Source organism: Azospira sp. APE16, from assembly GCF_047901315.1.
Classification (GTDB): domain Bacteria; phylum Pseudomonadota; class Gammaproteobacteria; order Burkholderiales; family Rhodocyclaceae; genus Azospira; species Azospira oryzae.
This window is the reverse complement of sequence record NZ_CP179682.1, coordinates 2,897,052-2,920,515: the sequence shown is the minus strand read 5'-3', so window position 1 is coordinate 2,920,515 and position 23,464 is coordinate 2,897,052. Positions and strand designations below refer to the sequence as shown.

The following is a 23,464-nucleotide window of genomic DNA, read 5'->3' as shown; positions in this document are numbered from 1 at the left end:
AGACGATGCTGAATTTCCTGCTGGCGGTCGATGGTTCCGCTTGTTCCCTGCGGGCCGTGGATCACCTGATTTCCCGCCTCTCCTGGTACCGGGAAGTGCCGACGGTGCACCTGCTCTACGTGCATCCGCCCATTCCCGACGGCCGGGTGCAGCGCCACCTGGGCCACGAAACCCTGGAGCGCTACTACCGGGAGGACAGCGTGGAACGCCTGGAGGCGGCCGAGGCCAAGCTCAAGGCCGCCGGGGTGGCCTACCAGCGGCACATCCACGTGGGCCAGCCGGGGGCCGTCATCGCCCATCAGGCCGCTGAACTGGGGGCCGACCTGGTGCTGCTCGGCAGCCACGGCTGGAGCGCCATCGCCGGGGCCGTCATGGGCTCGGTGGCCACCCGGGTGGTGCATGAAACCACGGTGCCCGTCCTGCTGGTGAAATAGGCGGCAGGCCGTCTGCCAGCGCAGCCGGCCTGATCCCCGGCATGAGCGGGCGGGGAGGAGGGCTGCGTCCATCCCCGCGCAACGAAGAAACCCCTGGCCGTGCCGGCGGTCTGTAACCATGGGGTTTGAGCCCCTCTGTTACTGGCGGCTAAGGGCGCCTGCGCCCATAATTAGCCATTGCTAATGTTTCTTGCCGAGTTGCCCGTGTCCCAGTCCCCTGCCGCTCCTTCATCCTCCCGCCTCGACCTGCCCATTGCCGGCATGACCTGCGCCGCCTGTTCGGCCCGCATCGAGAAAGTGCTCAACCGCCTGCCTGGCGTGGAGGCCAGCGTCAATCTGGCGGCGGAGCGGGCCAGCGTCGCCTTGAGCGGCGGGGAAACCACGCCCCAGCGGGTGGTGGAAGCCATCGAGAAGGCCGGCTTTTCCGTGCCGCCGGCCACGGTGGAACTGGAACTCACGGGCATGACCTGCGCCGCCTGCGCGGCCCGCATCGAGAAGGTGCTGAACCGCCTGCCCGGCGTCGAAGGGGCGGTGAACCTGGCCGCCGAGCGGGCCCGCATCCGCTACGTGCCGGGTCTGGTGGAGACGGCCCGGCTGATCAGCGCCGTGGAAAAGGCCGGCTTCGGCGCCCGGGTCGCCAGCGACACCACCCGGGAAGAGGAAAAGGCCCGCAAGGCCGCCCATTATGCTGCCGAGAAGCGGCGCTTCTTCATCTCTGCCCTGCTCACCCTGCCCCTGGTGGCCCAGATGGTCACCATGTTCGGCCCGGCGCCGGAACATGGCCACAGCGATCTGCTGCCCCGCTGGCTGCAACTGCTGCTGGCCACCCCGGTGCAGTTCTGGATCGGCTGGCGCTTCTACGACGGCGCCTACAAAGCCCTGCGCGGCGGTGGCGCCAACATGGACGTGCTGGTGGCCCTGGGCACCACCATGGCCTACGTCTTTTCCCTGGTGGTGACCCTGGCCGGCCTGGAGCACCAGCACGTCTATTTCGAGGCTTCCGCCGCCGTCATCACCCTGGTGCTGCTGGGCAAGCTGCTGGAGGCCCGGGCCAAGGCCAAGACCACTGCCGCCCTGGAAGCACTGGTGCGCCTGCAGCCCAAGACCGCCCGGGTCGAACGCAATGGTGAACTGGTGGAGCTGGACGTGGCCCTGCTCATTCCCGGCGACGTCTTCATCGTCCGCCCCGGCGAAGCGGTGCCGGTGGATGGGGAGGTGATCGAGGGCGCTTCCAGCGTCAATGAAGCCATGCTCACCGGCGAGTCCATGCCTGTGGGCAAGCAGGCGGGCGACGGTGTCTTCGCCGCCACCAGCAACGGCCAGGGTATGCTGCGCTGCCGTGCCACCGGGGTCGGCGAACACACCCTGCTGGCCGGCATCATCCGCCTGGTGGCCGAGGCCCAGGGCTCCAAGGCCCCGGTGCAGCGGCTGGCCGACAAAATCTCTGCCATTTTCGTGCCGGTGGTCTGCGCCATCGCCCTGGTCACCTTCGGCCTGTGGTGGTGGCTGGGGGGTGATTTCACCACCGCCCTGGTCAATGCGGTGGCGGTGCTGGTCATCGCCTGCCCCTGCGCCCTGGGCCTGGCCACGCCCACCGCCATCATGGTGGGCACCGGCCGGGGCGCCGCCGCCGGCATCCTGGTGAAGAATGCGGAAGCCCTGGAGCGGGCGGAAAAACTGAAAGTGCTGGCGGTGGACAAGACCGGCACCCTGACCCGGGGCGAACCGGCGGTGACCGACATCGTCGCCCTGGGCGCCAGCGAAGACGAGGTGCTGGCCCTGGCGGCGGCCCTGGAGCAGGGCTCGGAACATCCCCTGGCCCGGGCCGTGCTGGCCGAACAGAAAGCCCGGGGCCTGGCGATGCAGGCGGTGAGCGGCTTTGCCGCCGTGGCCGGCCACGGGGTCGAAGGGGCGGTGTCCTCCCGGGCCCTGCTGCTGGGCAGCCCGTCCTGGGCGGCGGAGCGGGGTGCATCGGTGGAGAATGGCGTCCTTGCTGCCTTGCAGGGACAGGGCAAGACGGTGGTGGTGCTGGCCGAACAGCAGGCCGGTGGCAGCGTGGCCCTGGGCCTGATCGCCATCGCCGATCCCCTGCGGGAGAGTTCCAAGGCCGCGGTGGCGCGCTTGCAGGCCCTGGGTGTGGAAGTGGTGATGCTCACCGGCGACAACCGGGCCACGGCGGCGGCCATTGCCGCCCAGGCCGGTATCGCCCGTTTCGAGGCCGAAGTGCTGCCCGGCGACAAGGCGGCCGCAGTGCAAAAACTGAAACAGGGCGGCCGTCTGGTGGCCATGGCCGGCGACGGCATCAACGACGCCCCGGCCCTGGCGGCAGCCGACGTCAGCTTCGCCATGGGCGCCGGTTCCGACGCCGCGGTGGAGGCCGCCGACCTGACCCTGGTGAAAAGCGACCTCATGGGTGTGGCCCACGCCATTGCGCTTTCCCGGGCCACCCTGTCGAAGATCCGGCAGAACCTTTTCTTCGCCTTCATCTACAACGTGCTGGGCATTCCCCTGGCCGCCTTCGGCCTGCTCAACCCGGTGGTGGCCGGCGCCGCCATGGCCTTGAGTTCGGTCTCGGTGGTGAGCAATTCCCTGCTGCTGCGGCGCTGGTTGCCGAAATAAGGGCGTTAGCCACAGAGGACACAGAGTTCACCGAGGGTTCTTTGTCGTTGCTGATGTGGGTTCTGCGTCGACCACCGGCCTGGAAGGCGCCGATGGTTTTAAACTCTGTGTTCTCTGTGCCCTCTGTGGCCAAGTTTTTTAAGTGAGGATTCCATGGCAACAACAACCATCCCCGTCGGCGGCATGAGCTGCCAGAAATGTGTGGCCTCCCTTACCGGCGTGCTGTCCAAGCTGCCCGGGGTGGAAAAGGCCGAAGTGGTGCTGGAGCCGGGCCAGGCCACCGTCACCTTTGATCCGGCCCAGGTGGGCGAGGCCCGCCTGCGGGAAGCGGTGGAGGACGCGGGCTTCGACGCCCTGTAAGTCTCCCGCTCCCGGCATGAAAAAGCCGCCTGCCCGTTGCCGGGCGGCGGCTTTTGTTTTGTGGGGCGGCCGAGCGCTCAGGCCGGCGTCGCCTCCACCCAGATGCGATGGGCGATCTCGTGTTCCAGGGCCAGTTCCACCTGTTCGCAAAGGACCACGGTGAGGGGCTGCTGGCGCAGCACCTGGATGGCGTGGGGCGGCACCAGGCCGTAGGCGTGGAGCTGTTCGGCCAGCACTGCGGGGATGTCCGCATCGAAGTGGGCCAGGTTGGCCCGGGTGCCTTCGGGGATACCGGTGAGGCGCAGGGCTTCGTGGGTGGCGGGGCTCATGCGAACAGTCTCAGCAGGTGGTTGAGGATGCCGCCGATGAGGAAGGCGGTGGGAATGATCAGGGCCAGCAGCACCACGGCCACCTTCAGGCCCTGTTCCTTGACGATCATCATGACGCTGGCGATGCAGGGCACGAACAGGGTGATGGTGACCATGCCGACCACGGCCTGGATGGCCGAGAGGTGCTCGGTCATGGCGAACAGGCCGGTGGCGCCGAAGTCCCGCCGCAGGAAGCCCATGACGAAGGCGGCGCTGGCCTCCTTGGGCAGGCCCAGCCAGCCGGAGACCAGGGGCTCGCCGGCCTCGATGATGGCCGGCAGGGCGCCGATCTTGTCCAGGGCGAACATGAGGAAGGTGCCGATGAGGAAGAGGGGAATCACCTCCACCAGATACCACTTCAGGCGGCCGCCGGTCTTCTTCAGCACATTGCCCAGCACCGGCCAGCGCAGGGGCGGCAGCTCGGTCATGAGGGGAATGCGCTTGCCCGGGATGAGGCGGGAGGCGAGCCAGCCGGAACTGAGCAGCACCACCAGGATGCACACGGCCCAGGTCAGCAGGGCGCCGAAGGAAACGCCGCCGAGGAGACCCAGCACCACGCCCAGCTGGGCCGAACAGGGGATGGCCAGGGCCAGCAGGAAGGTGGTGATGAGACGCTCCCGCGGCGTGGCCAGGATGCGGGTGGTGAGGGTGGCCATGGTGACGCAGCCCAGGCCCAGCACCATGGGCAGCACGGCCTTGCCGTTGAGGCCGATGGCGGCGAAGGTGCGGTTGGCGATGACCGTCAGGCGCGGCAGGTAGCCCGAATCCTCGAGGATGCCGAAGGCGAAGAAGAAGGTGGTGACGATGGGCAGGATGAGGGCCAGGGCGTAGGTCATGCCCATGGTCCACAGGCCGTACTCGCCCACCAGCAGCTCGACGATCCAGGGGATGGAGACGTGGTTCTGCACCAGCTCGGTGAAGGCCGGATTGAGGACGCCGCCGAAGAAGTCCTCCTCGAACAGGCCCACCAGGGTACTGGCACCGAAGACGCCGACGAACTCATAGAGCAGGAACAGCACGCCCAGCAGGATGGGCCAGCCCCACACCGGATGCACCGCCAGCTGGCCGGCGGTGAGGGGTTTGCCGCTGGCCGGCTTCTTTCCTTCCCGGGCCACGGTGCGGGTGAGGGCCTCGGCGGCCCGGCCCCGTTCGCCGGAAAGGAGGGCGGCCAGGGGCTGGCCGGTGAATTCCCCTTCCAGGTTCAGGCGCAGGGCGGCGAGCAGGGCGGCGGTCTTGGGGAAGTGCTGGTCGAGCCAGGCTTCCAGTTCCGGGTCGTGGCCCAGGTAGAGGATGGCCAGGCCCCGGGCAGAGAGGTGGGCATGGGGGACGTCGCTGGCGAACTGGGCGGCGAGGCGGCCGATGGCGCTTTCCACGGCGTCGTCGTAGCAGAGCAGGGGCTCGGGCCGGGCCGCCTTGGCGAGGGCGGCCTCCAGGGCGCCGACGCCTTCGTTGCGGGTGGCGACGCCGCTGATGACGGGAATGCCCAGGGCTTCGGCCAGCAGCTTGTCATCGACGCCGATGCCCCGCTGTTCGGCCTCGTCAGCCATGTTCAGCATCAGCACCATGGGCACCCCCAGGTCCGCCAGCAGGGCGGTGAGCGTCAGGGTGCGGCGCAGGTTCTTGGCGTCGCCCACCTGTACCAGGCAGTTCAGGTTCTCCTGCAGCAGGGCCCGCAGGGTGGCCCGCTCGTCGTCGCTGCGGGAGGGCAGGGAGAGTACCCCCGGGGTGTCCAGCACCTGCTGTTCCTTGTGGATTTTCAGGGTGGCCCGGGAGACTTCCACCGTGGTGCCCGGATAGTTGGACACATTGACGTAGGTGCCGGTGAGGCGGTGGAAGAGGACGGACTTGCCGACGTTGGGGTGGCCTACCAGGGCCACCACCAGGCCGGCGGGGGCGGCGGCCGCTGCTTCGTTGTCGGCCAGGGGGGAAGGACGGGTGCTTTCTGCGGAGGTTTCCATCGGCTGCCTGGGGTGGGTGGCTGGGAGGCGGGGCTTCAGTGCTGGGGAGCGGGGTGCGCTGCGGCGGTCTGGGCAGGGCTGCGCTCCAGGGGCCCCAGGGTCAGCCCGAGAAGGAGTACCAGGGAGGCGGCAAGGACGGAACGCAGCATGGAAGACCCCGAAAGGTGGCCGCCGGAATGTGTGGAAGCGGAGCGGCAATGGCGCTAATGATAACTTATCTCATTTGAGTTTGACAGTTGAGATTGCAGGCGAGGCCGCCAGCACGAAATCCCAGCCGTCCGGGAGGAGGGCTGGGAACCAGTAAGGGCGCGCCTTTTCAGGCGGTCAGGGCGGCCGGGTCCGGGGCGCCTACCAGACGAAGAAGACCACGTACCAGACCGCGCCGATCAAGGCCGGGGCCAGGGTATAGATGGAGAAGGCCGCCGCGCGCCGGCTCCAGGCCGGGGTGGTCTGCAGCACCAGGCGCAGCCCCAGCCACAGGGCGAAGCCGATGCCCAGGGCGAGGATGGCGATGCGGGCATCCGGCACCCAGGGCAGGATCACCCGCTCGCCCTTGAGCTGGCTCAGGGTGAGCATGGAAAGACCGAGGAAGACGTTGGCGCCGGCCAGGGGCACCAGGCCCAGGGCCAGGCGCCGCCAGGGTAGCTGGGGGCTGGCGACGATGCGGCTGGCCAGGGCGACGACGCCGAGCAGGGCCAGGGCAATGGCGCAGCCGCCGCCCAGGATGTAGGCCAGGATGCACAGGCCGTCGAGCCAGGTGAAGACGTCGCCCACCTCCGGGTAGTGGGTGAGCAGCCACCAGGGGGCGTTGTCCTGCAGCAGGAGGAAGGAGTCGTGGTCGATGAGCCAGTTGGCGGCGGCGGTCTTCAGGGCCACGAACCAGGGGCTGACGGTCCACTGGAAGGCGGCGGTGGCGATGCCGAGGACGCCGAAGAGCAGGGTCATGGCCTCGCCGGTGTGGATCTGTTCCGCCTTGCTGGAGAGGATTTCCGCATCGGGGCGGCGGGGCGATAGCTGCACCGCTTCCCGGTGGCCGGCGCAGCGGCCGCAGGCATGGCAATCGGAGGCTCCGGTCATGCGCCGGATATCCACCAGAGGGGCGCAATTGACGGGCTGGGCCGGCGCCGCGGCCGTGTCCCAGGCGGCCCGGTCCACGCGGAAGTGTACCGGGGCGACCTTGGCCAGGAGGGAGAAGACGCCGGAGGCGGGGCACAGGTGGCGGCACCACACCCGCTTGCCCTTGCCGTAGAGCAGGCCCACCGCCACGGCGGCGACGGAAGAGCCGCCCAGCACCAGCAGGGCGGCCTTGGGGTATTCATAGACGCTCACCAGCTGGCCGAAGACGGTGGTGCACACGAAGGCGACGAAGGGCCAGCCGCCCCACTTGAGCCAGCGCGGGATGGGCAGGTTGAGGCCGCGCCAGCTGACCCATTCGGTGAGGGTGCCCTCGGGGCAGAAGACGCCGCACCAGAGGCGGCCCATGAACAGCATGGAGACCATGACGAAGGGCCACCAGATGCCCCAGAAGAGGAACTGGGCGAAGAGGGTGAGGTTGTCCAGGATGCTGGAGCCTTCCGGTGGCAGGGGCAGGAAGGCGGGGGTGATGACCAGGCCGAAATAGAAAACCACCACCGCCCACTGGATGGCGCGGATGGTGGCTCCATGTTTCTGCATGCCCCGGCCGCAGGCCTGCAGCAGGCCGGCGATGGGACCCCGCCGCTGCGTTGCGGCAGCGGCGGGCAGGGGACGCTTCAAGGTGCTGCTGTGGGCTGGCATGAATCGGCTCGCACGGATGATGGGTTGGGAGTGAAGGAGCGCAGCCGCAGGGCGACGTAGCCCCAGTACAGGGCATAGGCCAGCAGCAGCATGGCGGTGGGCTGGGCCCGGTAGCCGGCGAAGGTGGACAGCACCTGGCCGAGGCCGCTGCCGTCGTCGAGGACGGCGGAGGTGTCCCACACCAGGTCCATCAGGGTGGGCAGCCAGTCCATGCCGATCAGGCGATCCACGGCGGCGCCGAGGAGGGAGCCGGCCGTCACCAGCAGCACCACCTCGCTGACGCGGAAGACGGTGCGATAGGAGAAGAAGCGGGCGCCCCGGGCCACGGCCCAGGCGGTGAGGCCGGCGATGACAAAGCCCAGGGCGGCCATGCCGTAGAGGCCGAGCAGCTCGCTGCCCTGGCGCTCCGCCGCCATGCCGTAGAGGAAGACCACGGTCTCCATGCCCTCCCGGCCGATGGCCAGGGCCGCCACCAGGGCCACGCCGAGGCGGCCGCCGGTTTCCGCGGCGCGGCTGGCGCCGGCTTCCAGCTCCCGTTTCATGGAGGCGCCGTGGCGGCGCATCCACATCACCATCTGGGTCATCAGCACGCAGGCCAGCAGCAGCATGCCGATCTGGAACAGTTCCAGGGACTCGCCGTCGAGCCAGGTCTGGGCGCCGTAGGCGAGAAAGGCCAGGGCCAGGGCCAGCAGGGTGCCGCCGCCGACGCCGCTCCACAGGGTGCGGCGCAGGCGGGAGGCGTCCTCCTGGCGGGCGATCCAGGCCAGCAGCACGCCGACCACCAGCATTGCTTCCAGGCTTTCGCGCCAGACGACAATCAGGGCATTGAGCATGGTTGTCCTCTTACTTGGCGATCAGCAGGCATTCGGCGGTATCCGGATGGAACTCGCCGAAGATGCGGTAGGTGCCCGGTTGCAGCGGCTGCACCACGACGAAGGAACTGGCCCCGGGGGCCAGCACCTTCTCCATGCGGGGCTGGGTGCTCTCGAACTCCTCCGGGCCGGGGCCCTCGTTGCGGAAGATGATCTTGAACTTGGTCCCGGCCGGCACTTCCAGGCGGTTCGGGATGAGCTTTCCATCCTTGGCCACGATCTGGAAGGAAGGCAGCTCCGCCGCCGCGGCCGGCGCCGGCCCGACGAACAGGGCGGCGCACAGCAGCAGGGCGGGTACCACGAGGGAAGACAGGCGCATGGCGGCTCCTTAGAAGGTCAGCTGGGCACGCATGCCGAGCACCTTGATGGCCTTGGCCGTGGCGTCGCCGCCGGGCCGTCCCAGGTACTGCAGGTCGGGAGACAGCTCGAACTGCTTGTTGATGCGGTAGCGGTAATAGACTTCGGCCACGCGCTCGGCGCCGCTGGCGTTGAAGTTGTAGTCCGGAATGCCGTCGCCGTCCGCATCGACGAAGGACGATTCGCCGGAAAACTCCTTGCTGGTGCGCAGCAGGCCGAAGGCCAGGCCGAGGGAGTCGCCGCCCCGATCCCAGTAGGAACCGCCCAGTTCGGCGCCCAGGGTGAGGGCCTTGTCGAAACGCACGTTGCCGGAGATCTGCTGGCCGTAGCGGCCGAACACCGTGACCGCATCGCCGATGCGCTGGTCGGCGGAAACGCCCAGGCCGGAATGGGATTCCTGGATGCCGGCGAAGGACACTGCCTGACCGTTGCGCCAGTAGTAGGCCCGGTAGTTGCCGGTGAGGCCGCCGAAGAACTTGCGCTGGGTCTCCATCTGGGCGATGACCATGGGCGAGCTGAAGGAGCGGGTGTAGGTGGAGCCGTTGGCGCCGGCACCGAAGACGCCGAGGGAGAAGCGCCAGGTCTCGGGCTTCTGGGTCTCGTTGTAGTAGGAGACGCGGAAGCCGGGGGAGAAGCCGTTGGCGTCCACCCCGATGTCGCCGCCCGCATCCAGCAGCGGGTTATGCACGAAGACGGTGTTGAGGAACTGGCGGGTTTCGTCGTTGGCGGCCGCGTTCTGGTCGAAGAAGACGAAGGGGTCCATCTTGCCGAAGTTGATCTCCAGCTTTTCCCGGGAGCGGGGCTTGTAGCCGCCGAAGGGCAGGGGAATGGTGGCCTGGTACCAGGCCTGGCCCAACACGGCCACGGAGTCATCCGGATTGCCGCTTTGCACGCGGAAGGCGCTGGCGTTGGGCTTGGCGTAGGAACTCATGCCGTTGAGGCCCTGGCCCTGGCCGAGGCGGAACTGGGCAAAGATGTGACTCTCGGTATCGCCGATATTGGCCAGAGGCAGGGTGACGAAGACGTCGCCCCGGTAGTTGAGCTGGCTGTTGCCGTTGCTGTCGCCGCTGGGCACGCCGGACGGCCGCTGGGCCACGGTGGTGAGGCTGATGCCGGCGGTGATGCCGTCCAGGGATTCCACCGTGCGGGCGGCCTTGAGCATGTCGAGGGACTGGAATTCCACGGCCTTCAGGCGGGCGGTGATTTCCGGCTCGTACTGGCTGATGTCGTCGCTGTCCAGACCCTTGGTGATGCGGGCGTTCTGCTCTTCCAGGGTCTTGATGCGCTGTTCCAGGGCCGGGGAGGCTTTCGTCGCCGGGGCGGCCTGGGCCTGCTTTTCCAGTTCCGCGTTGCGCTTTTCCAGCTTCTCCAGGCGCTCGTTCATCTTTTCCAGCAGCTTCAGCAGTTCAGCCTGGTTGCCGGCGGCCTGGGGGGCGGCGAAGGCCGGCGCGCTGCCGGCGATCAGGGCCGCCGTCAGCAGCGCCAGGGGGCGCGGCCGAAGGAGGTTGGTGGTGGCAGCCATGGCTTAGTACCCGCCTTTTTTGCCGATGCCGACGAAGGTGAATTCATTTTCCACTTCGAAGGGCTTGAACCAGGGGCGCACGCCGGTGAGACGGTCGGTGTGGCGGCCGAAATGGGCGTGCTTGTTTTCGGTGGGCGGCAGGATGGTGTACTTCACCTTGTACTTGCCCGGGCCGAAGAGCTTGATGTTGTCGCCGTAGTGGGGGCCGTCGTTGGCCACCATGGCCATGAATTCGCCGGAGGTCTTCTGGTCGGAGCCGATCTTGGAGACTTCGTACTTCACCACCAGGTAGGGAATCCAGTGGCCTTCCTCGAAGCCGTTGGGGTTGTTGGCCAGGGCCCGGATGTCGGCCTCGATGTGGATGTCGGATTCCTCGGCCTTGCGCATCATGCCGTCCGGCTCCATGTTCACCGCCTGCAGATAGACGGCGGAAATCTCCATGCCGTAGCGCTGCTGGGGCGTGCCGATGGGGTATTCCACGGCATTGGCGGAGAAGGACCAGGCAGCAGCGAGGGCTACCAGGGTACGGGCGAAGGAAAGGCGGATGGAAGGCATGACTAGGCTCCTGAGCGGTAATAGGCGGATGTTTTTGGGATACCGCTTTGGCGCGGCTTAATAACAATCTAAGTAAGAATGATTCTCGTGTCAATTATTCGCGTACGTCAGTTTTGCGACAGGTTTCTGACGGATGCTGCAATGCAAGAACTGGCGGGCTCCGGCGTCGGATCAGGCCATGCCGGGAGATGCCCCGGGGATGCGACTAGTTCTTTGGTGCTATTGCAATGCAAATGAGAGTTGTTATTATTTGCGATATGCCGTTCAGGCCGTGAGGGCGAAAACGACTCCGGCCTGTCCTGAATCCCGTCATTCCGCTCCATTCTTCCGAGGGGCGAGGAGGTGCCACCATGATTCCCTTCAAGCAGAAACATGAACCCGTCAATTTGCCGGAACTGGGCGAGGCCGCCCTGCCGGAACCGGCTGCGGCGGCTCCCGTCCCCAGCGCCGGCTCCCGTCGCAAGCGCCTGTGGGAACTGAAGCACCAGCACCACTGCCCGGTGATCGGTACCTGCCTGCCACTGGATCTGCTGCGGCGCCTGGCAGCCCGGGCCAAGATACTCGGCCCCAACATGTCCGACTTCTCCCTGCATACCCAGGCCGTGGGCTTTGCCGAGCAGCGCAATCCCTTTGCCGAGCTGATGCAGCAGGAACTGGAGCGGCGCTACAACCTCACCATCCAGCGCTTCCGCCCGGCCCGGGATGGCGATGCCATCTACCGCCTGTGGCGGGAGGCGGTGGCCTCGGGCCAGGTGGCGGACGCCCTGTGGGCTGCCTGGACCCATCCCCGTTGCGATACGGAGACGGCCCAGCGCATCTACGGCGACATCCACATGCTGTCCCACCAGGCCGGCGCCGCCCACCAGGCGGATGTGAACCGGCTGAAGCAGCTGGAGGCGGAAAACGCCGCCCTCAAAGCCGAACTGCAAGCCCAGCGGGAGAAGGGCGGCCAGCGTCTGGCGGAGAAGATCCAGGAGGCAGAGCTACTGAAGCGCCAGCTGGCGGAGATGGAAGTCTTTGCCTGCGAGCGGGAGGCCCTGGCGGTGCGGGTGGTGGAACTGGAGGCCCGCTGCCGCGAGCTGGAAGGGGCCGACGGCGGCCAGAAGGCCCGGGCCGACGCCCTGGCCCTGCGCCTGGTGTCGGCGGAGGATCGCACCAATGCCGCCGAGGCCCGGGTGCGGGACCTGACCCGCCAGCTGGAGGAATCCCGCCGCGATCTGGTGGCGGCCGAGCAGGCCATGGAATCCTGGCTGCTGCTGGACGGCGCGCCGGAAGGCGATGCCTGCGCCCTCTCCGCCGCCTGCGGCCGGGAATGCGCCAGCGGCAAGGATGGTGCCGAGGCTGCCATGCCGCGCCTGGAAGGGCGCAGCGTGCTTTGCGTCGGCGGCCGGCCCGGCCTGGTGGAAACCTACCGTCGGCTGGTGGAGCGGCTGGGCGGCCGCTTCGCCCACCACGACGGCGGCCTGGAGGACAATCCCCGCTTCCTCGACGGGGTGCTGTCCGCCGCCGATGCGGTCATCTGCCAGGCCGGCTGCATCAGCCATGGCGCCTACTGGAAGCTGAAGGACCACTGCAAGCGCACCGGCAAGCCCTGCGTCTATCTCAAGGGGGCCGGCGTTTCCAGCTTCGTGCGCGGTATTTCCGAGGTGGCGGAAGGAGCAGTGGAGTAGTTCCCCTGCTGCCTGAGCGGCAGGGATTTACGTTTTTTGACCTGCATCATATTGAGATCAATTCTCAACAAAGTACAGTGCGGACTTCGATCAACCCGCCGCGATCCAGCCAGCGACAGCGATGCCAGCCAGGCGCGGGGATTCCTTCCGGAGCCCGTCCATGTCAACGCTGTCATCCCTTGTCGCTGTTTCTTCCCCGTCGCGTCAGCGCCCACCTTTCGCCCTGCATCTGCTGGCCCTGAGCCTGGCTTCTGGCTTTGCCTGGGGCGCCGATAACCCCCCTTTATCCGAATCCGCCCTGTCCACCGTCAGCGTTACCGCCAAGGGTTATGCCGCCGACGAGCTGGAAACGCCCCTCAGCACCGTCTCTCTCGATCGGGAGGAAATCATCCGCCGCGGCGCCAACAATCCGGGGGAACTGCTGCGCGGCGAGCCCGGCATCGCCGTGGCCAGCGACGGCGCCCAGGGCCAGAACCCGGTGCTGCGCGGCCTGAAGAAGGAAAGCGTGGTGCTGCTGGTGGACGGCATCCGCCTCAACTCGGCCCAGCCCCAGGGGGCCATCGCCTCCTTCATGTCCCTCGGCCTGGCGGAGCGGGTGGAGGTGGTGAAGGGCCCCTCCTCCGTGCTTTACGGCAGCGGCGCCCTGGGTGGCGTGGTCAATGTGCGCCTGCCCCAGGCCCAGTTCAAGGCCGGTACCAGCGGTTCGGCCATGGCCTCCTGGGACAGCGCCAGCAACGGCCTGCGGGCCACCGGCGTGGTTAACTTCTCCGCCGGCGACCATGCCCTGATGCTCGGCACCTCCAACGCCCGCATCGGCGACTACCGTTCCCCCGACGGCAAGGTGGCCAAGACCGGCTACGATTCCGACAGCCTCATCGGCCAGTACCGCTTCCGCATCGACGGCGCCCAGCAGCTGCGCCTCTCCTTCCAGGAGCATACGGACGAGGACGTGTGGTACCCCGGCTCCACCAAGGCGGCCGCCAACCCCATCAAGTCCACCACCATCTATTCGCCCAAGCAGAGCCGCCGCCTCATGGAAGCGGGCTATTCCCGCCAGGGCTCGGGCGAGGCGCCGCTGAACCTGGACTTCCGTGTCTACCGTCAGGAGATGGAGCGGCAGATCTATTCCTGGGCCAGCGGCATCCAGCGCAACAATGCCGAAACCAAGGTCTCCTTCGTCACCGAGGGCTGGGATGCCAAGGCCGACTGGCTGGTCCATCCCCAGCACCTGCTTTCCTTCGGCCTCAACGCCTGGGAGATGGAGGCCTCCCCCAACCGGCGCCTGTACCAGGCCGGCAACATGGTGGCCAACAACCCCTTCGCCGATGGCCGTATCGAATCCCTGGGGGCCTACCTGCAGGACGACATGCGCTTCGGCAAGCTCAACGTGCTGGCCGGCCTGCGCCACGACACGGTCAAGGGCAGCGCCGCCTCCATGAACAACGGGGCGATCAAGAACGGCCTTTCCCGCAGCGACAGCGCCACCTCCGGCAGCCTCGGCGCGGTCTATGAAGCGGCGCCCCTGCTGCGGCCCTATGCCAACCTCTCCCGCGCCTTCCGCGCCGGCGAAATGCGGGAACGCTACGAGTCCTCGCCCCGGGGCGACGGCTACTATTACGTCGGCAATCCCCAGATCAAGCCGGAAGAGGCCACCCAGTTCGAGCTGGGCCTGAAGGGTGCCAGCGCCGACTTCAACTACCACCTGGCGGCCTACCGCAACAGCATCGACAACTACATCACCGGCCAGCCCACCGGCACCTTCATCAGCGGCCTGCCGGTGAAGGCCACGGTGAACCTGGGCCGGGCCGTCATCGCCGGGGTCGAGGCCTCCGCCCGCTGGCAGGTGCGGCCGGGGCAATGGCTGAATGCCGGTTATTCCCGCCTGCGGGGCGAGAACAAGGACCTGGACGAGCCCCTCTTCCAGATGCCGGCGGACGAACTCTCCCTCGGCTGGGACGGCGCCGTCGCCCAGGGCTGGCGCGCCGACGCTACCCTGCGCCTGGTGGCCCGCCAGGACCGCATCGCCACCCTCTTCAGCCGCGGCAGCGAAAACGCCACCGCCGGCTTCGCCACCGCCGACCTGGGCGCCACCTACCGCTGGTCCCGGCAGAGCTTCCGCGTCGCCCTGAAGAACCTGGCCGACAAGCGCTACCACGAACACCTGGCCGAAGGCGTCAGCGGCAACGAAATCCTGGCCCCCGGCCGTTCCCTCGTTCTCACCTGGAAAGGAGACTTCTGATGCAATTACGCCCCTCCGCCCTGGTCCTGCTGCTGGCCGCCCTGGCCGGCGGCCCGGCCGCGGCCCACGACCACGACGCTGGCAGCGGCAGCGACCAGCGCCAGGTGATCCGGCTGACGCCGGCGGAAAAACATTTCCTGCTCTCGGAAATGCGGGGCTTCGTTGCCATCACCCAGAAGATCATCAGCGCCGCCACCGCCAACGACATGGCGGCGGTGGCCGAGGCCGCCCGGGTGGGCGGTCTCAAGGCGCACCAGAAGGACTTCGCCAACCCGGGCAGCCTGGTGCACGGCATCCGCAAGAAGGCGCCCCAGGCCTTTTTCCCCCTGGGCCGGGAGACCCACATCAACTTCGACCGCATCGCCGAACTGGCCACGGAACTGAAGGACCGGGACGTGGTGCTCAACACCCTGGCCGACAACCTCAACAACTGCATCGCCTGCCACAGCGCCTACCGGGTGGAAGAAGCCCACTAGACGCCTGCCCTGGAAGGCAGAAGGGACGCCACTCTCAGCCGTGCCATGGCTGAGAGGAGCGTCCCTTCTTGTTTCTGGCGTGGTGGTCTGGGGAATCCGTGGCCGGGAGTGCCCGGGCCTTAGTAAACGTCCCGCCGGTAGCGGCCTTCCGCCAGCAGCCGGTCCAGGGCTTCCCGGCCCAGCAGCTGGGCCAGGGTCTCATCTACCGCGGCGCCCATGGTGGCGGCGCTGCCGCAGACGTAGAGGGCGGCGCCCTCGTCGAGCCAGTCCTGCAGCACGTCGCCGCGCTGGGCCAGGCGATGCTGCACGTAATCCTTGGCCGCCTGTTCCCGGGAAAAGACCAGATCCAGCCGGGGCAGCAGGCCATTGTTGCGCCAGCGGGCCAGGTCTTCCCGGTAGTGCCGGTCCGGGCCGGCGTGGCGTTCGCCGAAGATCAGCCAGTTGCGCTTATCTCCCCGGGCTTCCCGGGCCTTGAGCAGGGCCCGCAGGCCGGCGATGCCGGTGCCGTTGCCGATCAGGATGAGGGGCCGGCCGGCGTTGTCGCCGAGGCGGAAATTGGCGTGAGGCTTGAGGCGCAGGGCCACGCTGCGGCCCACCTCCAGGTCCTTGCAGAGGTGGCCGGAAGCCAGGCCGGGGGTGCCGTCGGGGCGGGCCTGCAGGCGCACCAGCAGGTGCAGGGCGCCGTCGGCGGGCAGGGAGGCGATGGAATAGTCCCGGGGATGTTCCCCGGCCTCTGGTGGCTGCACCTGCACCAGGTCGCCGGCCTGCCACTCGGGCAGGGGGGCGTGTTCCGGCGCCAGGGCCAGGTGGAACACGGGGGCGCCGCTGCTGCCCGGATTGAGGTGGCGCCGCTCCAGCAGGCGCCAGGGGGTGAAGGCCGGGGCGCGCCAGTCCGGCGTCTCGCCGCTGCCGGCGATGTGGGCCACCTGCTGCTGCCAGGCCGCCAGGGCGTTGGCATCCTGGTTGTCCATCTCCAGGGGGGCAAACAGCGGCACGGCGCCCCGGGCCTCCAGCCAGGCGGCCAGGCGCCGGCCGAAGGCGCAGAAGTGGGCGTATTCCCGGTCCCCCAGGGCCAGCACGCCGACGTGCAGGCGGGATAGGTCCGGACCCGCGTCGGCCATGCAGTGGCGCTCGAAGAGGGCGCCGTTGTCCGGCGCGTCCCCCTCGCCGCAGGTGCTGACGAGGAACAGGGCCTGTTCGTGGGCGGCCAGCAGGGCCGGGGTGACCCGGTTGAGGGGCACCAGGGTGGTGTTGAGGCCGGCAGCCCCCAGGCTGCGGGCGGTGTGTTGCGCCAGGGCCTCGGCGCTGCCGCTCTGGCTGGCATAGGCCACCAGCACGGGGCGCCCGCCGTCGCCGAGGGGCGCCACGGCGATGCGCTGCCGCCGCCGGTGGCGCAGATAGACGGCAGCGCAAAGGCCGCCGTAGGCCAGGGTGGCGCCCCAGGCGGTGAGGAGTCGCACGGTGTCGGGCATGAAATGGAACCGAAACGGGGAGGAGGGTTGCTGGCGGGAACGGTGACGGAAGCGCACAGGAGGCTGGCTACCCGACCCGGGAAGCCCGGGGCACAGAAACCTCGGTGATCTCTGTGCCCTCTGTGGCTAAGGTTTTGCCTTGCCCTTTACTGGGGCAGCACTTCCAGCGTGGCGGCGTAGGTGACGCGGCGTTCCTTGGCGGCCTTGACGCTGGTCTTGCTGTCCTTCAGTTCGGCGTCGAGCCAGTACATGCCGGCTTCGGGGAAGGTGACGCTGAACTTGCCGTCGGCGCCGGTCTTCAGCTTCATTTCGCCCAGCTGGTTGCGGTAGCGGGTGGCGCCCTTGGTGACAGTGACTTCCAGGCCGGCGGCGGGCTTGCCGTCCAGCAGCATCTGGAAGGTGGCGGCCTCGCCGTTCACCAGGTCGTTGGGATGGGTCACCGGCACCAGTTCCAGGCCCTTGCCGATGGGGGTCAGGGCGGAGGGCTTGCCGACGGTGACGAAGGTCTCGTTGCGGCCGGCCATTTCATTGACGTTCAGCTCTTCCGCCTCGGCCGGGATTTCCCGGGCGAAGGCTTCGGCGCTGCCGCGCCAGCGCTTGGGTTCGCCCTTCAGCTTGAAGCTGGCCATGATGCCGGCGTTGACCACGGCGACGCGGTAGGTACCGGCCTGGGTCAGGTTGAGGTCGAAGACGCTGCGCAGCTTGCCCTTTGCCAGGTTTTCCGGCGCCACCTTGCTGCCGTCGGGGGCGGTGACGCTCAGGTTGTCCAGGTTGAGGGCGTTGTGGTTGAAGAAGAAGAGGTCGTTGGCCACGGCCGCATCCACGGTGATCCACTGGGCCTTGGAGAGCACGGTGGAGGAGGGCAGCAGCCAGGCATTGTGGGCCTGGGCGGCAGGCACCAGGGCGGTGGCCAGGAGGGCGGCGATAGTCAGGGGGCGCAGCAGTTTCATGGGGAATCCTTTGCGGTGGGAATGGGGAAGAGTTCTAAAAGCTAGCCACAGAGGGCACAGAGATCACCGAGGGGGCGGGGCGGAATGAACCGCCCGTGCCGTTCAGGGCTTCAGCTCCAGGGTGATGTGACCCAGTTCGCTCTGGCCCTGGGCGGTGGCCTGCTGGGCCTGCTTGGGGGGCCACTGGAAGGGGATGTAGAGCAGCTCGCGGCCGCCCACTTCCCGGGCGGCTTCGATGCCCAGCTTGTAGTCGCCGGGGGGCAGGTCGCCGAGGGGGGCCTTGCCCTGGGCGAAGCGCAGCTTCTGCTTGCCCACGGTGGGGGTGGCGCCGGTGATGCCGTCCACCGGCATGGCCAGGTCCCGGCCGCCGCGGCGCCACCACTGGCGCAGGTCCTTCAGCCACTTGGTGCCTTCGCCGTTTTTCATCTTGGCGTCGTAGAGCACCGCCAGGTGTGCGGCGATGCTGTTGTCGGCCCGTTCCACCCACACGGCCACATAGGGGCGGTGGTATTCGGCCACGTTGAGGCGGGGGATTTCCACTTCCACCGCCAGGTCGGCGGCCAGGGTCGGCAGGGCGAGGCCGCAGCCGAGGAGCAGGGAAAGCAGGCGTTTCTTGGCGAACGTCATGGTCGGAGGCTTTCGGTAATAGTTGGGGGAGGGTCAGTGCATCAGCAGCAGGGCCAGCAGCAGGGGCACCAGGGCGCCCAGGCCCACCAGGGGCCAGGTGCCGGGCCGGTTGCCGGCGTGGTACTTGAGGATGAGCAGGCCCGACAGGGAAAACACCAGGCAGGCGGCGGAGAAAATGTCGATGAACCAGCGCCAGGCGCCGCCGGTGTGGCGGCCCTTGTGCAGGTCGTTGAGGTAGGAGATCCAGCCCCGGTCGGTCACTTCGTATTCCGCCTCGCCGCTTTCCCGGTCGATGCGCAGCCAGGCGTCGCCGCCGGGCCGGGGCAGGGCCAGGTAGATTTCCTCCGGCGACCATTCGGCCTCCTGGCCGACCGCCTCGATGTCCAGAGTCGCGGCGGCCCAGGCCGCCAGGGCCGGCGGCAGGGGCGCCTGCCGGGCTTCGGCGGCAGCCGGTGCCAGCTGGGCTTGCAGGGCTTCGGGCAGTTGCAGCTGCTGGCGCAGCACCGTCGGTTTGCTGCCGATGTCGGCGGCGTGGTTGAGGGTGATGCCGGTGACGGCAAAGAGGACCATGCCCAGCAGGCAGATGGCGGAGCTGATCCAGTGCCACTGGTGCAGGGTTTTCAGCCAGCCGGGGCGGCGGGCGGGGGCGATGCTTGCTGCGGTGTTCATGGGACGGCTTACATCTCCGCCCATTGGCGCAACAGGTTGTGATAGTGGGCGGTGAGGGCCACCACCTCCTCGCTGTCGCCCACCTGCTGGCGCAGCTTCTGGATGGTGCAGTCCAGGTCGAACATCATGGTGCGCTTCCAGTCGTCCCGGATCATGCTCTGGGTCCACAGGAAGGAGCAGATGCGGGCGCCCTTGGTCACAGGCTCGACCCGGTGCAGGCTGGTGGAGGGGTAGACGATGGCGTCGCCGGCCGGCAGCTTGGCCTGGTGGCTGCCGTAGGTGTCGTCCACGAACAGGTCGCCGCCCTCGTATTCGTCCGGGTCGGTGAAGAAGATGGTGGTGGAGACGTCGGTGCGGATGCCAGCTTGGCTGCCGTGGGGATAGCGGATGGCGTTGTCCACGTGGTTGCCGTAGAAGCCGCCGCCTTCGTAGTGGTTGAAGAAGGGCGGCAGGATGCGCTGGGGCAGGGCGGCGGAGAAGAAAAGGGGATTATTGAGCAGGGCGCCGGTGACGATCTCCCGCAGGCGGGCGATGGCCGGCGTGCCTTCGGGCAGTTGCAGGTTCTGCTTGCGCTGGGCTGCTTGGATGCCGGCGGTGGCGAGGCCGTCCTGCCATTGGGCGTTGGCGAGAATGTGGCGGCACTCGGCCACCTGGTCCCGGGTCAGCAATTCCGGAATATGCAGCATCATGATGCAGGGCTCCTTGGCGATGGGCTAGGCCCGGGTGAAACGAAAAACCCGCCCGGCGGACCGGGCGGGGAGGCAACGCTTAGAACTTGTAGTTGGCCGTCAGGATGGCCTGGCGACCCGGGGCGACGCTGACCATGTGGCTGGCGTAGGCCTTGTCGTAGTACACCTCGTCGAACAGGTTCTGCACGTTGAGGCGCAGGGACAGGTTCTTGTCCACCTGGTAGGTGGCCATGGCATCGGCACGCCAGTAGGAGGGGACCCACTTGGTGTTGGCGGCATCGCCGTACACCTTGGAGACGTAGTAGGCGCCGCCGCCGATGGTCAGCTGGGGCAGGATGCGGTAGCTGGTCCACACGCTGAAGCTGTGCTCGGGCGTGTTGGGCACCTTGTTGCCCTTGTTCTCGGCGTTGGCGTTGTAGCGCCAGTTGGTGCCGCTCTTGCTCCAGTAGGAGGGGCCCGGTTCCACCAGTTCGGAATCCATGTAGGTGTAGCCGCCGGTGACCTGCCACTTGTCGGTGAGGTTGCCGGCAAAGCCCAGCTCGTAGCCGTTGATGCGCTGCTTGCCGACGGTGGCCATGGTGTTGGCGTCCAGGCTGATCTTGGCGTTGGTCTTCTCGATGTTGAAGACGGCGCCGGTGAGAGCCAGCTTGTTGTTGAACAGGTTCCACTTGGTGCCCAGCTCGAGGCTGCGCACCTCTTCCGGCTCCAGGTCCTTGTTGGTCAGGGACAGGTTGTCCGAACCGTCGCTGGCGGTGATGCCGGAGGGGTTGGCGGCGGTGGCGTAGTTGGCGTAGATGCTGCCGTTGTCCTTCGGCTTGAAGACCACGCCGGCCTGGTAGCTGGTGAAGCTGGAGCGGCTCTGCAGCGGCACGGTGGTGGATTTGGTGCCGTTGGTGGTGTAGCCGTCCAGGGAGGTGCGGAACTCGTCGTCGCGCAGGCCCAGGTTGAGCAGCCACTGCTTGTTCAGGGTCAGGGTGTCGAAGACGTAGATGCCGCGGGAGGCGGTGCGGGTGTAGGTGCCGGCGGTATTGCGGGTGACGGTGCCGGTCCAGGGATCGTTGGGGTTTGGATTCTGGATGTTGGCGTTGGATGCGCCGGTCACGGTGTAGCCGCGGCTGTCCACCTCGTTGTGCATGAACTCGATGCCGGTGGCGATGTTGTGCTTGATGTCGCCGGTGAAGAACTCGCCCACCAGCTCGGTGGCGTTGATGACGCTGTCGCTGGTGGAGTTGCGGTTCTTGGAGCTGCGCGGCAGGGTGGTGCCGGTGACGATGGAGGCGTTGGAATCCCCCGGGTTGGTCACCACGTAGTCATTCTTGGTCTGGGTGAAGCGGGTGGAGTTGCGCACCGTCCACTTGTCGTTGATGTCGTGTTCCAGCTTCAGGGTCTGGCTGTTGACCTCGGTGCGGCTGAAGTCCCGATTCACCAGGCCGTAGAAGTTGTTTCGGTTTACACCGAGGGGACCGCCGTCGCCGTTCTTGGCCACGGCCGTGGGGTTCAGGGTCGGGGCCACGGTGGGCGGGGTGGTGGCGGTGGAGCCGCCGGTGCCCTGGGCCACGGTGGCGTACTTGGCGATGGGATTGTTGTAGGGGATGCCGTAATCCGGCAGGCCTTCGGTCTGGTAGTGGTAGACGCTGAGGCTGGCGCGGGTGGGGGTGCCCAGGCCGGCGGCGAGGGAGGCGGCGACGCCGTCCTTCTTGTTCCACACGGCTTCGCGGCCGGCCACATCGCTGTCTTCCTTCATCAGGGAGAGGCGGGCGGCCATGTGGTCGCCGATCTGCCGGTTGATGTCGGCGGTAGCCCGCTTGTAGTTGGCGGTGCCGACGCCGATGCTGGCATCGCCGAAGTTGCCCAGGCGGGCATTCTTGGTGCTCAGGTTGATGCTGCCGCCGACGGCGCCGCCGCCGCTGTAGGCGGAATCGGGGCCCTTGGTGACGTCCACCTGCTCCACGGCGAACATGTCCCGGGACTGGGAGCTGGGGTCGCGCAGGCCGTCGATGAAGAAATTGGCTTCGGACTTGAAGCCGCGGATGATGGGGATGTCGCCGGCCGGTGTGCCGCCTTCGCCCATGCCGAAAGTGATGCCGGGGGTGGTGCGCAGGGCATCCTGCAGGGTGGTGGCGTTGGTCTGCTGCAACACTTCCTTGGTGATGACCGTCAGGGTCTTGGGCGTATCCACCAGGGGAGCCGTGTATTTGGTGGACGCGGCCGTATCCGCCTTGAAGGTTTCCGTCTCGGCGGTGACGCTGACCGTGGACAGGGTCTGTTCCTGCTGGGCCAGGGCGACGCCGGGAACGGCGAGGGCCAGGGCGGTGAAGGCGGCGCTGCGCTTGAAACGGGGCTGCTGGTCGGGGGCGTGCTTGTGGCTCTGGATGTAGGCCATCGGTCAAATCTCCGTGGGGATTTTTGTGGGAAGTCGTTGAGGCTGGCTTCCTGACCGATGACGTGCCGGCGGGCGGCGTCTGCAGGTGGCTGGCTATCCGGGATCGTTAAATCTCGTAATGAAGCCAATGATAATTGTTTTCATTTGTAATGGTCAAACCGTAGGCAGGCCGGAAAGGCTTGCCAGATCAGGGGTTTCGCGCGGATAGCAGGCGGCGATGCCTTGATTTTCAATGGATTTCAACCTGGATCAAGGTTGCATCCAGGTGTGGTGTGAAAACAACAGGTCGGCGTTGATGTCGGCCAGGGTGGCGCAGCCGGCCATGGCCATGGTCACCTCCAGCTCCTCCCGCAGCAGCTTCAGGGTGTGGGCCACGCCCAGGGGGCCGGCCGCCGCCAGGCCGTAGACCCAGGGCCGGCCCAGGAGCACGGCCGCGGCGCCCAGGGCCAGGGCCTTGACCACGTCGCTGCCGCGGCGGATGCCCCCGTCCAGGAGCACCGGCAGGCGGCCTTCGACGGCCTGCACTACCGCCGGCAAAGCCTCGATGCTGGCCGGCAGGGTGTCCAGGCTGCGGCCCCCGTGGTTGGAGACGATCAGGCCATTCACCCCCAGGTCGGCCGCCTGGCGGGCGTCTCCCGGGTGGGTGATGCCTTTGAGGATCAGCGGCAGGCGGGTCAGGGAGCGGACCCAGGCGATGTCCTCCCAGGTGGGGGCCGCGGCCATGATGCCGTCGAAGACGATGCTCTGGCCCGGATGCAGGGCGGGCTGGGCCGGCGCCGCCATGCCCCGCAGGTTGGCCGGGTCGATGCCGGCGGGCAGGTGGAAGCCGATGCGCTGCTCCCGGTTGCGCAGGCCGAAGATGGGCACGTCCACCGTCACCACCAGGGCCTGGTAGCCGGCGGCCTCGGCCCGCTGCACCAGCTGGCGGGTGAAGTCCCGGTCCGGCTGGAAGTAGAGCTGGAACCACAGGGGCGCCTCGGCCTGGGCGGCAATGTCCTCCAGGGGCGTGCTGGCCAGGGTGGACACCACCATGCCCGCCTGCAGGGCGCCGGCGCCGAGCACGGTGGCCAGTTCCCCTTCGGGATGGAACAGCTTCTGGTGTGCCACCGGAGCGAGGAAGAGGGGATGCTCGTAACGCTGGCCGAACAGTTCCAGCCGGGTGTGGCCGCCCCGCACGTCGGCCAGGACCCGGCCGTTGAGGCGCAGGCGGTCGAAGGCCTCCTTGTTCCAGCGGAAGGTCAGCTCGTCGGCGGAACCGCTGTGCAGGTAGGTCCAGGCGTTGTCGTCGAGGCGGCGGCGGGCATAGGGCTCGTAATCGCCGACGGCGGCGATTTCCCGGGGGATGCGTTCCAGCAGGGGGGCGTTGAAGGCCATGGCGGAATGGGGGCGAGAGGCGATAGGGCAAACTTTACCGGCAAATCGGCGCTGCCGCTGCCACCGCGCCCGGGTCGGGGCGGAGGCAGCGGTG

Annotated in this window: 20 protein-coding genes; 6 read left to right on the top strand and 14 right to left on the bottom strand. The window is 67.9% G+C overall.

The window, feature by feature from the left end; all coding sequences use genetic code 11:
• Positions 1-5 precede the first annotated feature (5 nt).
• From ACLSSQ_RS13925 to ACLSSQ_RS13915, 3 genes are all read left to right on the top strand, one after another.
• Positions 6-434 carry a universal stress protein gene (locus ACLSSQ_RS13925; RefSeq protein WP_014236735.1) on the top strand — a complete coding sequence of 143 codons (429 nt, stop codon included), beginning with the start codon at positions 6-8 and terminating at the stop codon, positions 432-434.
• Positions 435-617: 183 nt separating this feature from the next.
• Entirely contained in the window at positions 618-3,053 is a 2,436-nt protein-coding gene (locus ACLSSQ_RS13920) for a heavy metal translocating P-type ATPase (protein ID WP_416243032.1), read from the top strand.
• Between the two features lie 153 nt (positions 3,054-3,206).
• Complete coding sequence (locus tag ACLSSQ_RS13915; protein ID WP_416243031.1) at positions 3,207-3,413, top strand: heavy-metal-associated domain-containing protein; 207 nt, start codon at positions 3,207-3,209, stop codon at positions 3,411-3,413.
• 77 nt (positions 3,414-3,490) lie between these two features.
• Here the strand turns inward: ACLSSQ_RS13915 and ACLSSQ_RS13910 are convergent, their stop codons facing one another.
• The 7 genes from ACLSSQ_RS13910 to ACLSSQ_RS13880 all read right to left on the bottom strand — a co-directional run bounded on the left by ACLSSQ_RS13910 (position 3,491) and on the right by ACLSSQ_RS13880 (position 10,821).
• The gene (locus ACLSSQ_RS13910; protein WP_014236738.1) at positions 3,491-3,742 is read right to left on the bottom strand and encodes a ferrous iron transport protein A; all 252 of its coding nucleotides are present in this window, start codon (positions 3,740-3,742) and stop codon (positions 3,491-3,493) included.
• The gene (gene feoB, locus ACLSSQ_RS13905; RefSeq protein ID WP_014236739.1) at positions 3,739-5,739 is read right to left on the bottom strand and encodes a ferrous iron transport protein B; all 2,001 of its coding nucleotides are present in this window, start codon (positions 5,737-5,739) and stop codon (positions 3,739-3,741) included. Before feoB ends, ACLSSQ_RS13910 begins: the two co-directional genes overlap by 4 nt.
• A 348-nt stretch (positions 5,740-6,087) precedes the next feature.
• Positions 6,088-7,515 (bottom strand): 4Fe-4S binding protein, encoded by a 1,428-nt coding sequence (locus tag ACLSSQ_RS13900; protein ID WP_416243030.1) that lies wholly within the window; start codon positions 7,513-7,515, stop codon positions 6,088-6,090.
• Positions 7,491-8,348 (bottom strand): FTR1 family iron permease, encoded by an 858-nt coding sequence (locus ACLSSQ_RS13895; protein WP_014236741.1) that lies wholly within the window; start codon positions 8,346-8,348, stop codon positions 7,491-7,493. Before ACLSSQ_RS13895 ends, ACLSSQ_RS13900 begins: the two co-directional genes overlap by 25 nt.
• A 10-nt stretch (positions 8,349-8,358) precedes the next feature.
• Positions 8,359-8,706, bottom strand: coding sequence for a cupredoxin domain-containing protein (locus ACLSSQ_RS13890; protein WP_014236742.1), 348 nt, complete (start codon positions 8,704-8,706; stop codon positions 8,359-8,361).
• 9 nt (positions 8,707-8,715) lie between these two features.
• Positions 8,716-10,266 carry a carbohydrate porin gene (locus ACLSSQ_RS13885; RefSeq protein ID WP_014236743.1) on the bottom strand — a complete coding sequence of 517 codons (1,551 nt, stop codon included), beginning with the start codon at positions 10,264-10,266 and terminating at the stop codon, positions 8,716-8,718.
• A gap of 3 nt (positions 10,267-10,269) precedes the next feature.
• Positions 10,270-10,821: an iron transporter gene (locus ACLSSQ_RS13880; protein ID WP_014236744.1), complete on the bottom strand. Its 552-nt coding sequence runs from the start codon at positions 10,819-10,821 to the stop codon at positions 10,270-10,272.
• Between the two features lie 350 nt (positions 10,822-11,171).
• Between ACLSSQ_RS13880 and ACLSSQ_RS13875 the strand changes: the two genes are divergently transcribed.
• From ACLSSQ_RS13875 to ACLSSQ_RS13865, 3 genes are all read left to right on the top strand, one after another.
• The gene (locus ACLSSQ_RS13875; RefSeq protein ID WP_130460019.1) at positions 11,172-12,491 is read left to right on the top strand and encodes a DUF2325 domain-containing protein; all 1,320 of its coding nucleotides are present in this window, start codon (positions 11,172-11,174) and stop codon (positions 12,489-12,491) included.
• Between the two features lie 160 nt (positions 12,492-12,651).
• Positions 12,652-14,730 (top strand): TonB-dependent receptor, encoded by a 2,079-nt coding sequence (locus tag ACLSSQ_RS13870; protein ID WP_416243029.1) that lies wholly within the window; start codon positions 12,652-12,654, stop codon positions 14,728-14,730.
• Positions 14,730-15,206 (top strand): hypothetical protein, encoded by a 477-nt coding sequence (locus ACLSSQ_RS13865; RefSeq protein WP_287874240.1) that lies wholly within the window; start codon positions 14,730-14,732, stop codon positions 15,204-15,206. Before ACLSSQ_RS13870 ends, ACLSSQ_RS13865 begins: the two co-directional genes overlap by 1 nt.
• A 119-nt stretch (positions 15,207-15,325) precedes the next feature.
• On the opposite strand, the gene ACLSSQ_RS13860 is transcribed toward ACLSSQ_RS13865, so the two are convergent.
• From ACLSSQ_RS13860 to ACLSSQ_RS13830, 7 genes are all read right to left on the bottom strand, one after another.
• On the bottom strand, positions 15,326-16,678 hold the full coding sequence (locus ACLSSQ_RS13860) for a sulfite reductase subunit alpha (protein WP_287874239.1): 1,353 nt from the start codon (positions 16,676-16,678) through the stop codon (positions 15,326-15,328).
• Between the two features lie 146 nt (positions 16,679-16,824).
• A complete protein-coding gene (locus tag ACLSSQ_RS13855; RefSeq protein ID WP_287874238.1) occupies positions 16,825-17,628 on the bottom strand; it encodes a DUF4198 domain-containing protein in 804 nt (267 codons plus the stop codon).
• 102 nt (positions 17,629-17,730) lie between these two features.
• Positions 17,731-18,255 (bottom strand): DUF2271 domain-containing protein, encoded by a 525-nt coding sequence (locus ACLSSQ_RS13850; RefSeq protein ID WP_416243028.1) that lies wholly within the window; start codon positions 18,253-18,255, stop codon positions 17,731-17,733.
• Positions 18,256-18,288: 33 nt separating this feature from the next.
• On the bottom strand, positions 18,289-18,924 hold the full coding sequence (locus ACLSSQ_RS13845; protein WP_416243027.1) for a PepSY-associated TM helix domain-containing protein: 636 nt from the start codon (positions 18,922-18,924) through the stop codon (positions 18,289-18,291).
• A gap of 8 nt (positions 18,925-18,932) precedes the next feature.
• Positions 18,933-19,613: a Fe2+-dependent dioxygenase gene (locus ACLSSQ_RS13840; protein ID WP_014236752.1), complete on the bottom strand. Its 681-nt coding sequence runs from the start codon at positions 19,611-19,613 to the stop codon at positions 18,933-18,935.
• Positions 19,614-19,692: 79 nt separating this feature from the next.
• On the bottom strand, positions 19,693-21,996 hold the full coding sequence (locus ACLSSQ_RS13835; protein ID WP_287874236.1) for a TonB-dependent receptor: 2,304 nt from the start codon (positions 21,994-21,996) through the stop codon (positions 19,693-19,695).
• A gap of 249 nt (positions 21,997-22,245) precedes the next feature.
• Entirely contained in the window at positions 22,246-23,370 is a 1,125-nt protein-coding gene (locus ACLSSQ_RS13830; protein WP_416243026.1) for an alpha-hydroxy acid oxidase, read from the bottom strand.
• Between the last annotated feature and the right edge of the window lie 94 nt (positions 23,371-23,464).

What these genes read in the sequence shown, in the direction of transcription:
- ACLSSQ_RS13925 (WP_014236735.1), top strand. Translation starts at nt 6, where the DNA reads ATGCTGAATTTCCTGCTGGCGGTCGATGGTTCCGCTTGTTCCCTGCGG.
- ACLSSQ_RS13920 (WP_416243032.1), top strand. Translation starts at nt 618, where the DNA reads ATGTTTCTTGCCGAGTTGCCCGTGTCCCAGTCCCCTGCCGCTCCTTCA.
- ACLSSQ_RS13915 (WP_416243031.1), top strand. Translation starts at nt 3,207, where the DNA reads ATGGCAACAACAACCATCCCCGTCGGCGGCATGAGCTGCCAGAAATGT.
- ACLSSQ_RS13910 (WP_014236738.1), bottom strand. Translation starts at nt 3,742, where the DNA reads ATGAGCCCCGCCACCCACGAAGCCCTGCGCCTCACCGGTATCCCCGAA.
- feoB (WP_014236739.1), bottom strand. Translation starts at nt 5,739, where the DNA reads ATGGAAACCTCCGCAGAAAGCACCCGTCCTTCCCCCCTGGCCGACAAC.
- ACLSSQ_RS13900 (WP_416243030.1), bottom strand. Translation starts at nt 7,515, where the DNA reads ATGCCAGCCCACAGCAGCACCTTGAAGCGTCCCCTGCCCGCCGCTGCC.
- ACLSSQ_RS13895 (WP_014236741.1), bottom strand. Translation starts at nt 8,348, where the DNA reads ATGCTCAATGCCCTGATTGTCGTCTGGCGCGAAAGCCTGGAAGCAATG.
- ACLSSQ_RS13890 (WP_014236742.1), bottom strand. Translation starts at nt 8,706, where the DNA reads ATGCGCCTGTCTTCCCTCGTGGTACCCGCCCTGCTGCTGTGCGCCGCC.
- ACLSSQ_RS13885 (WP_014236743.1), bottom strand. Translation starts at nt 10,266, where the DNA reads ATGGCTGCCACCACCAACCTCCTTCGGCCGCGCCCCCTGGCGCTGCTG.
- ACLSSQ_RS13880 (WP_014236744.1), bottom strand. Translation starts at nt 10,821, where the DNA reads ATGCCTTCCATCCGCCTTTCCTTCGCCCGTACCCTGGTAGCCCTCGCT.
- ACLSSQ_RS13875 (WP_130460019.1), top strand. Translation starts at nt 11,172, where the DNA reads ATGATTCCCTTCAAGCAGAAACATGAACCCGTCAATTTGCCGGAACTG.
- ACLSSQ_RS13870 (WP_416243029.1), top strand. Translation starts at nt 12,652, where the DNA reads ATGTCAACGCTGTCATCCCTTGTCGCTGTTTCTTCCCCGTCGCGTCAG.
- ACLSSQ_RS13865 (WP_287874240.1), top strand. Translation starts at nt 14,730, where the DNA reads ATGCAATTACGCCCCTCCGCCCTGGTCCTGCTGCTGGCCGCCCTGGCC.
- ACLSSQ_RS13860 (WP_287874239.1), bottom strand. Translation starts at nt 16,678, where the DNA reads ATGCCCGACACCGTGCGACTCCTCACCGCCTGGGGCGCCACCCTGGCC.
- ACLSSQ_RS13855 (WP_287874238.1), bottom strand. Translation starts at nt 17,628, where the DNA reads ATGAAACTGCTGCGCCCCCTGACTATCGCCGCCCTCCTGGCCACCGCC.
- ACLSSQ_RS13850 (WP_416243028.1), bottom strand. Translation starts at nt 18,255, where the DNA reads ATGACGTTCGCCAAGAAACGCCTGCTTTCCCTGCTCCTCGGCTGCGGC.
- ACLSSQ_RS13845 (WP_416243027.1), bottom strand. Translation starts at nt 18,924, where the DNA reads ATGAACACCGCAGCAAGCATCGCCCCCGCCCGCCGCCCCGGCTGGCTG.
- ACLSSQ_RS13840 (WP_014236752.1), bottom strand. Translation starts at nt 19,613, where the DNA reads ATGATGCTGCATATTCCGGAATTGCTGACCCGGGACCAGGTGGCCGAG.
- ACLSSQ_RS13835 (WP_287874236.1), bottom strand. Translation starts at nt 21,996, where the DNA reads ATGGCCTACATCCAGAGCCACAAGCACGCCCCCGACCAGCAGCCCCGT.
- ACLSSQ_RS13830 (WP_416243026.1), bottom strand. Translation starts at nt 23,370, where the DNA reads ATGGCCTTCAACGCCCCCCTGCTGGAACGCATCCCCCGGGAAATCGCC.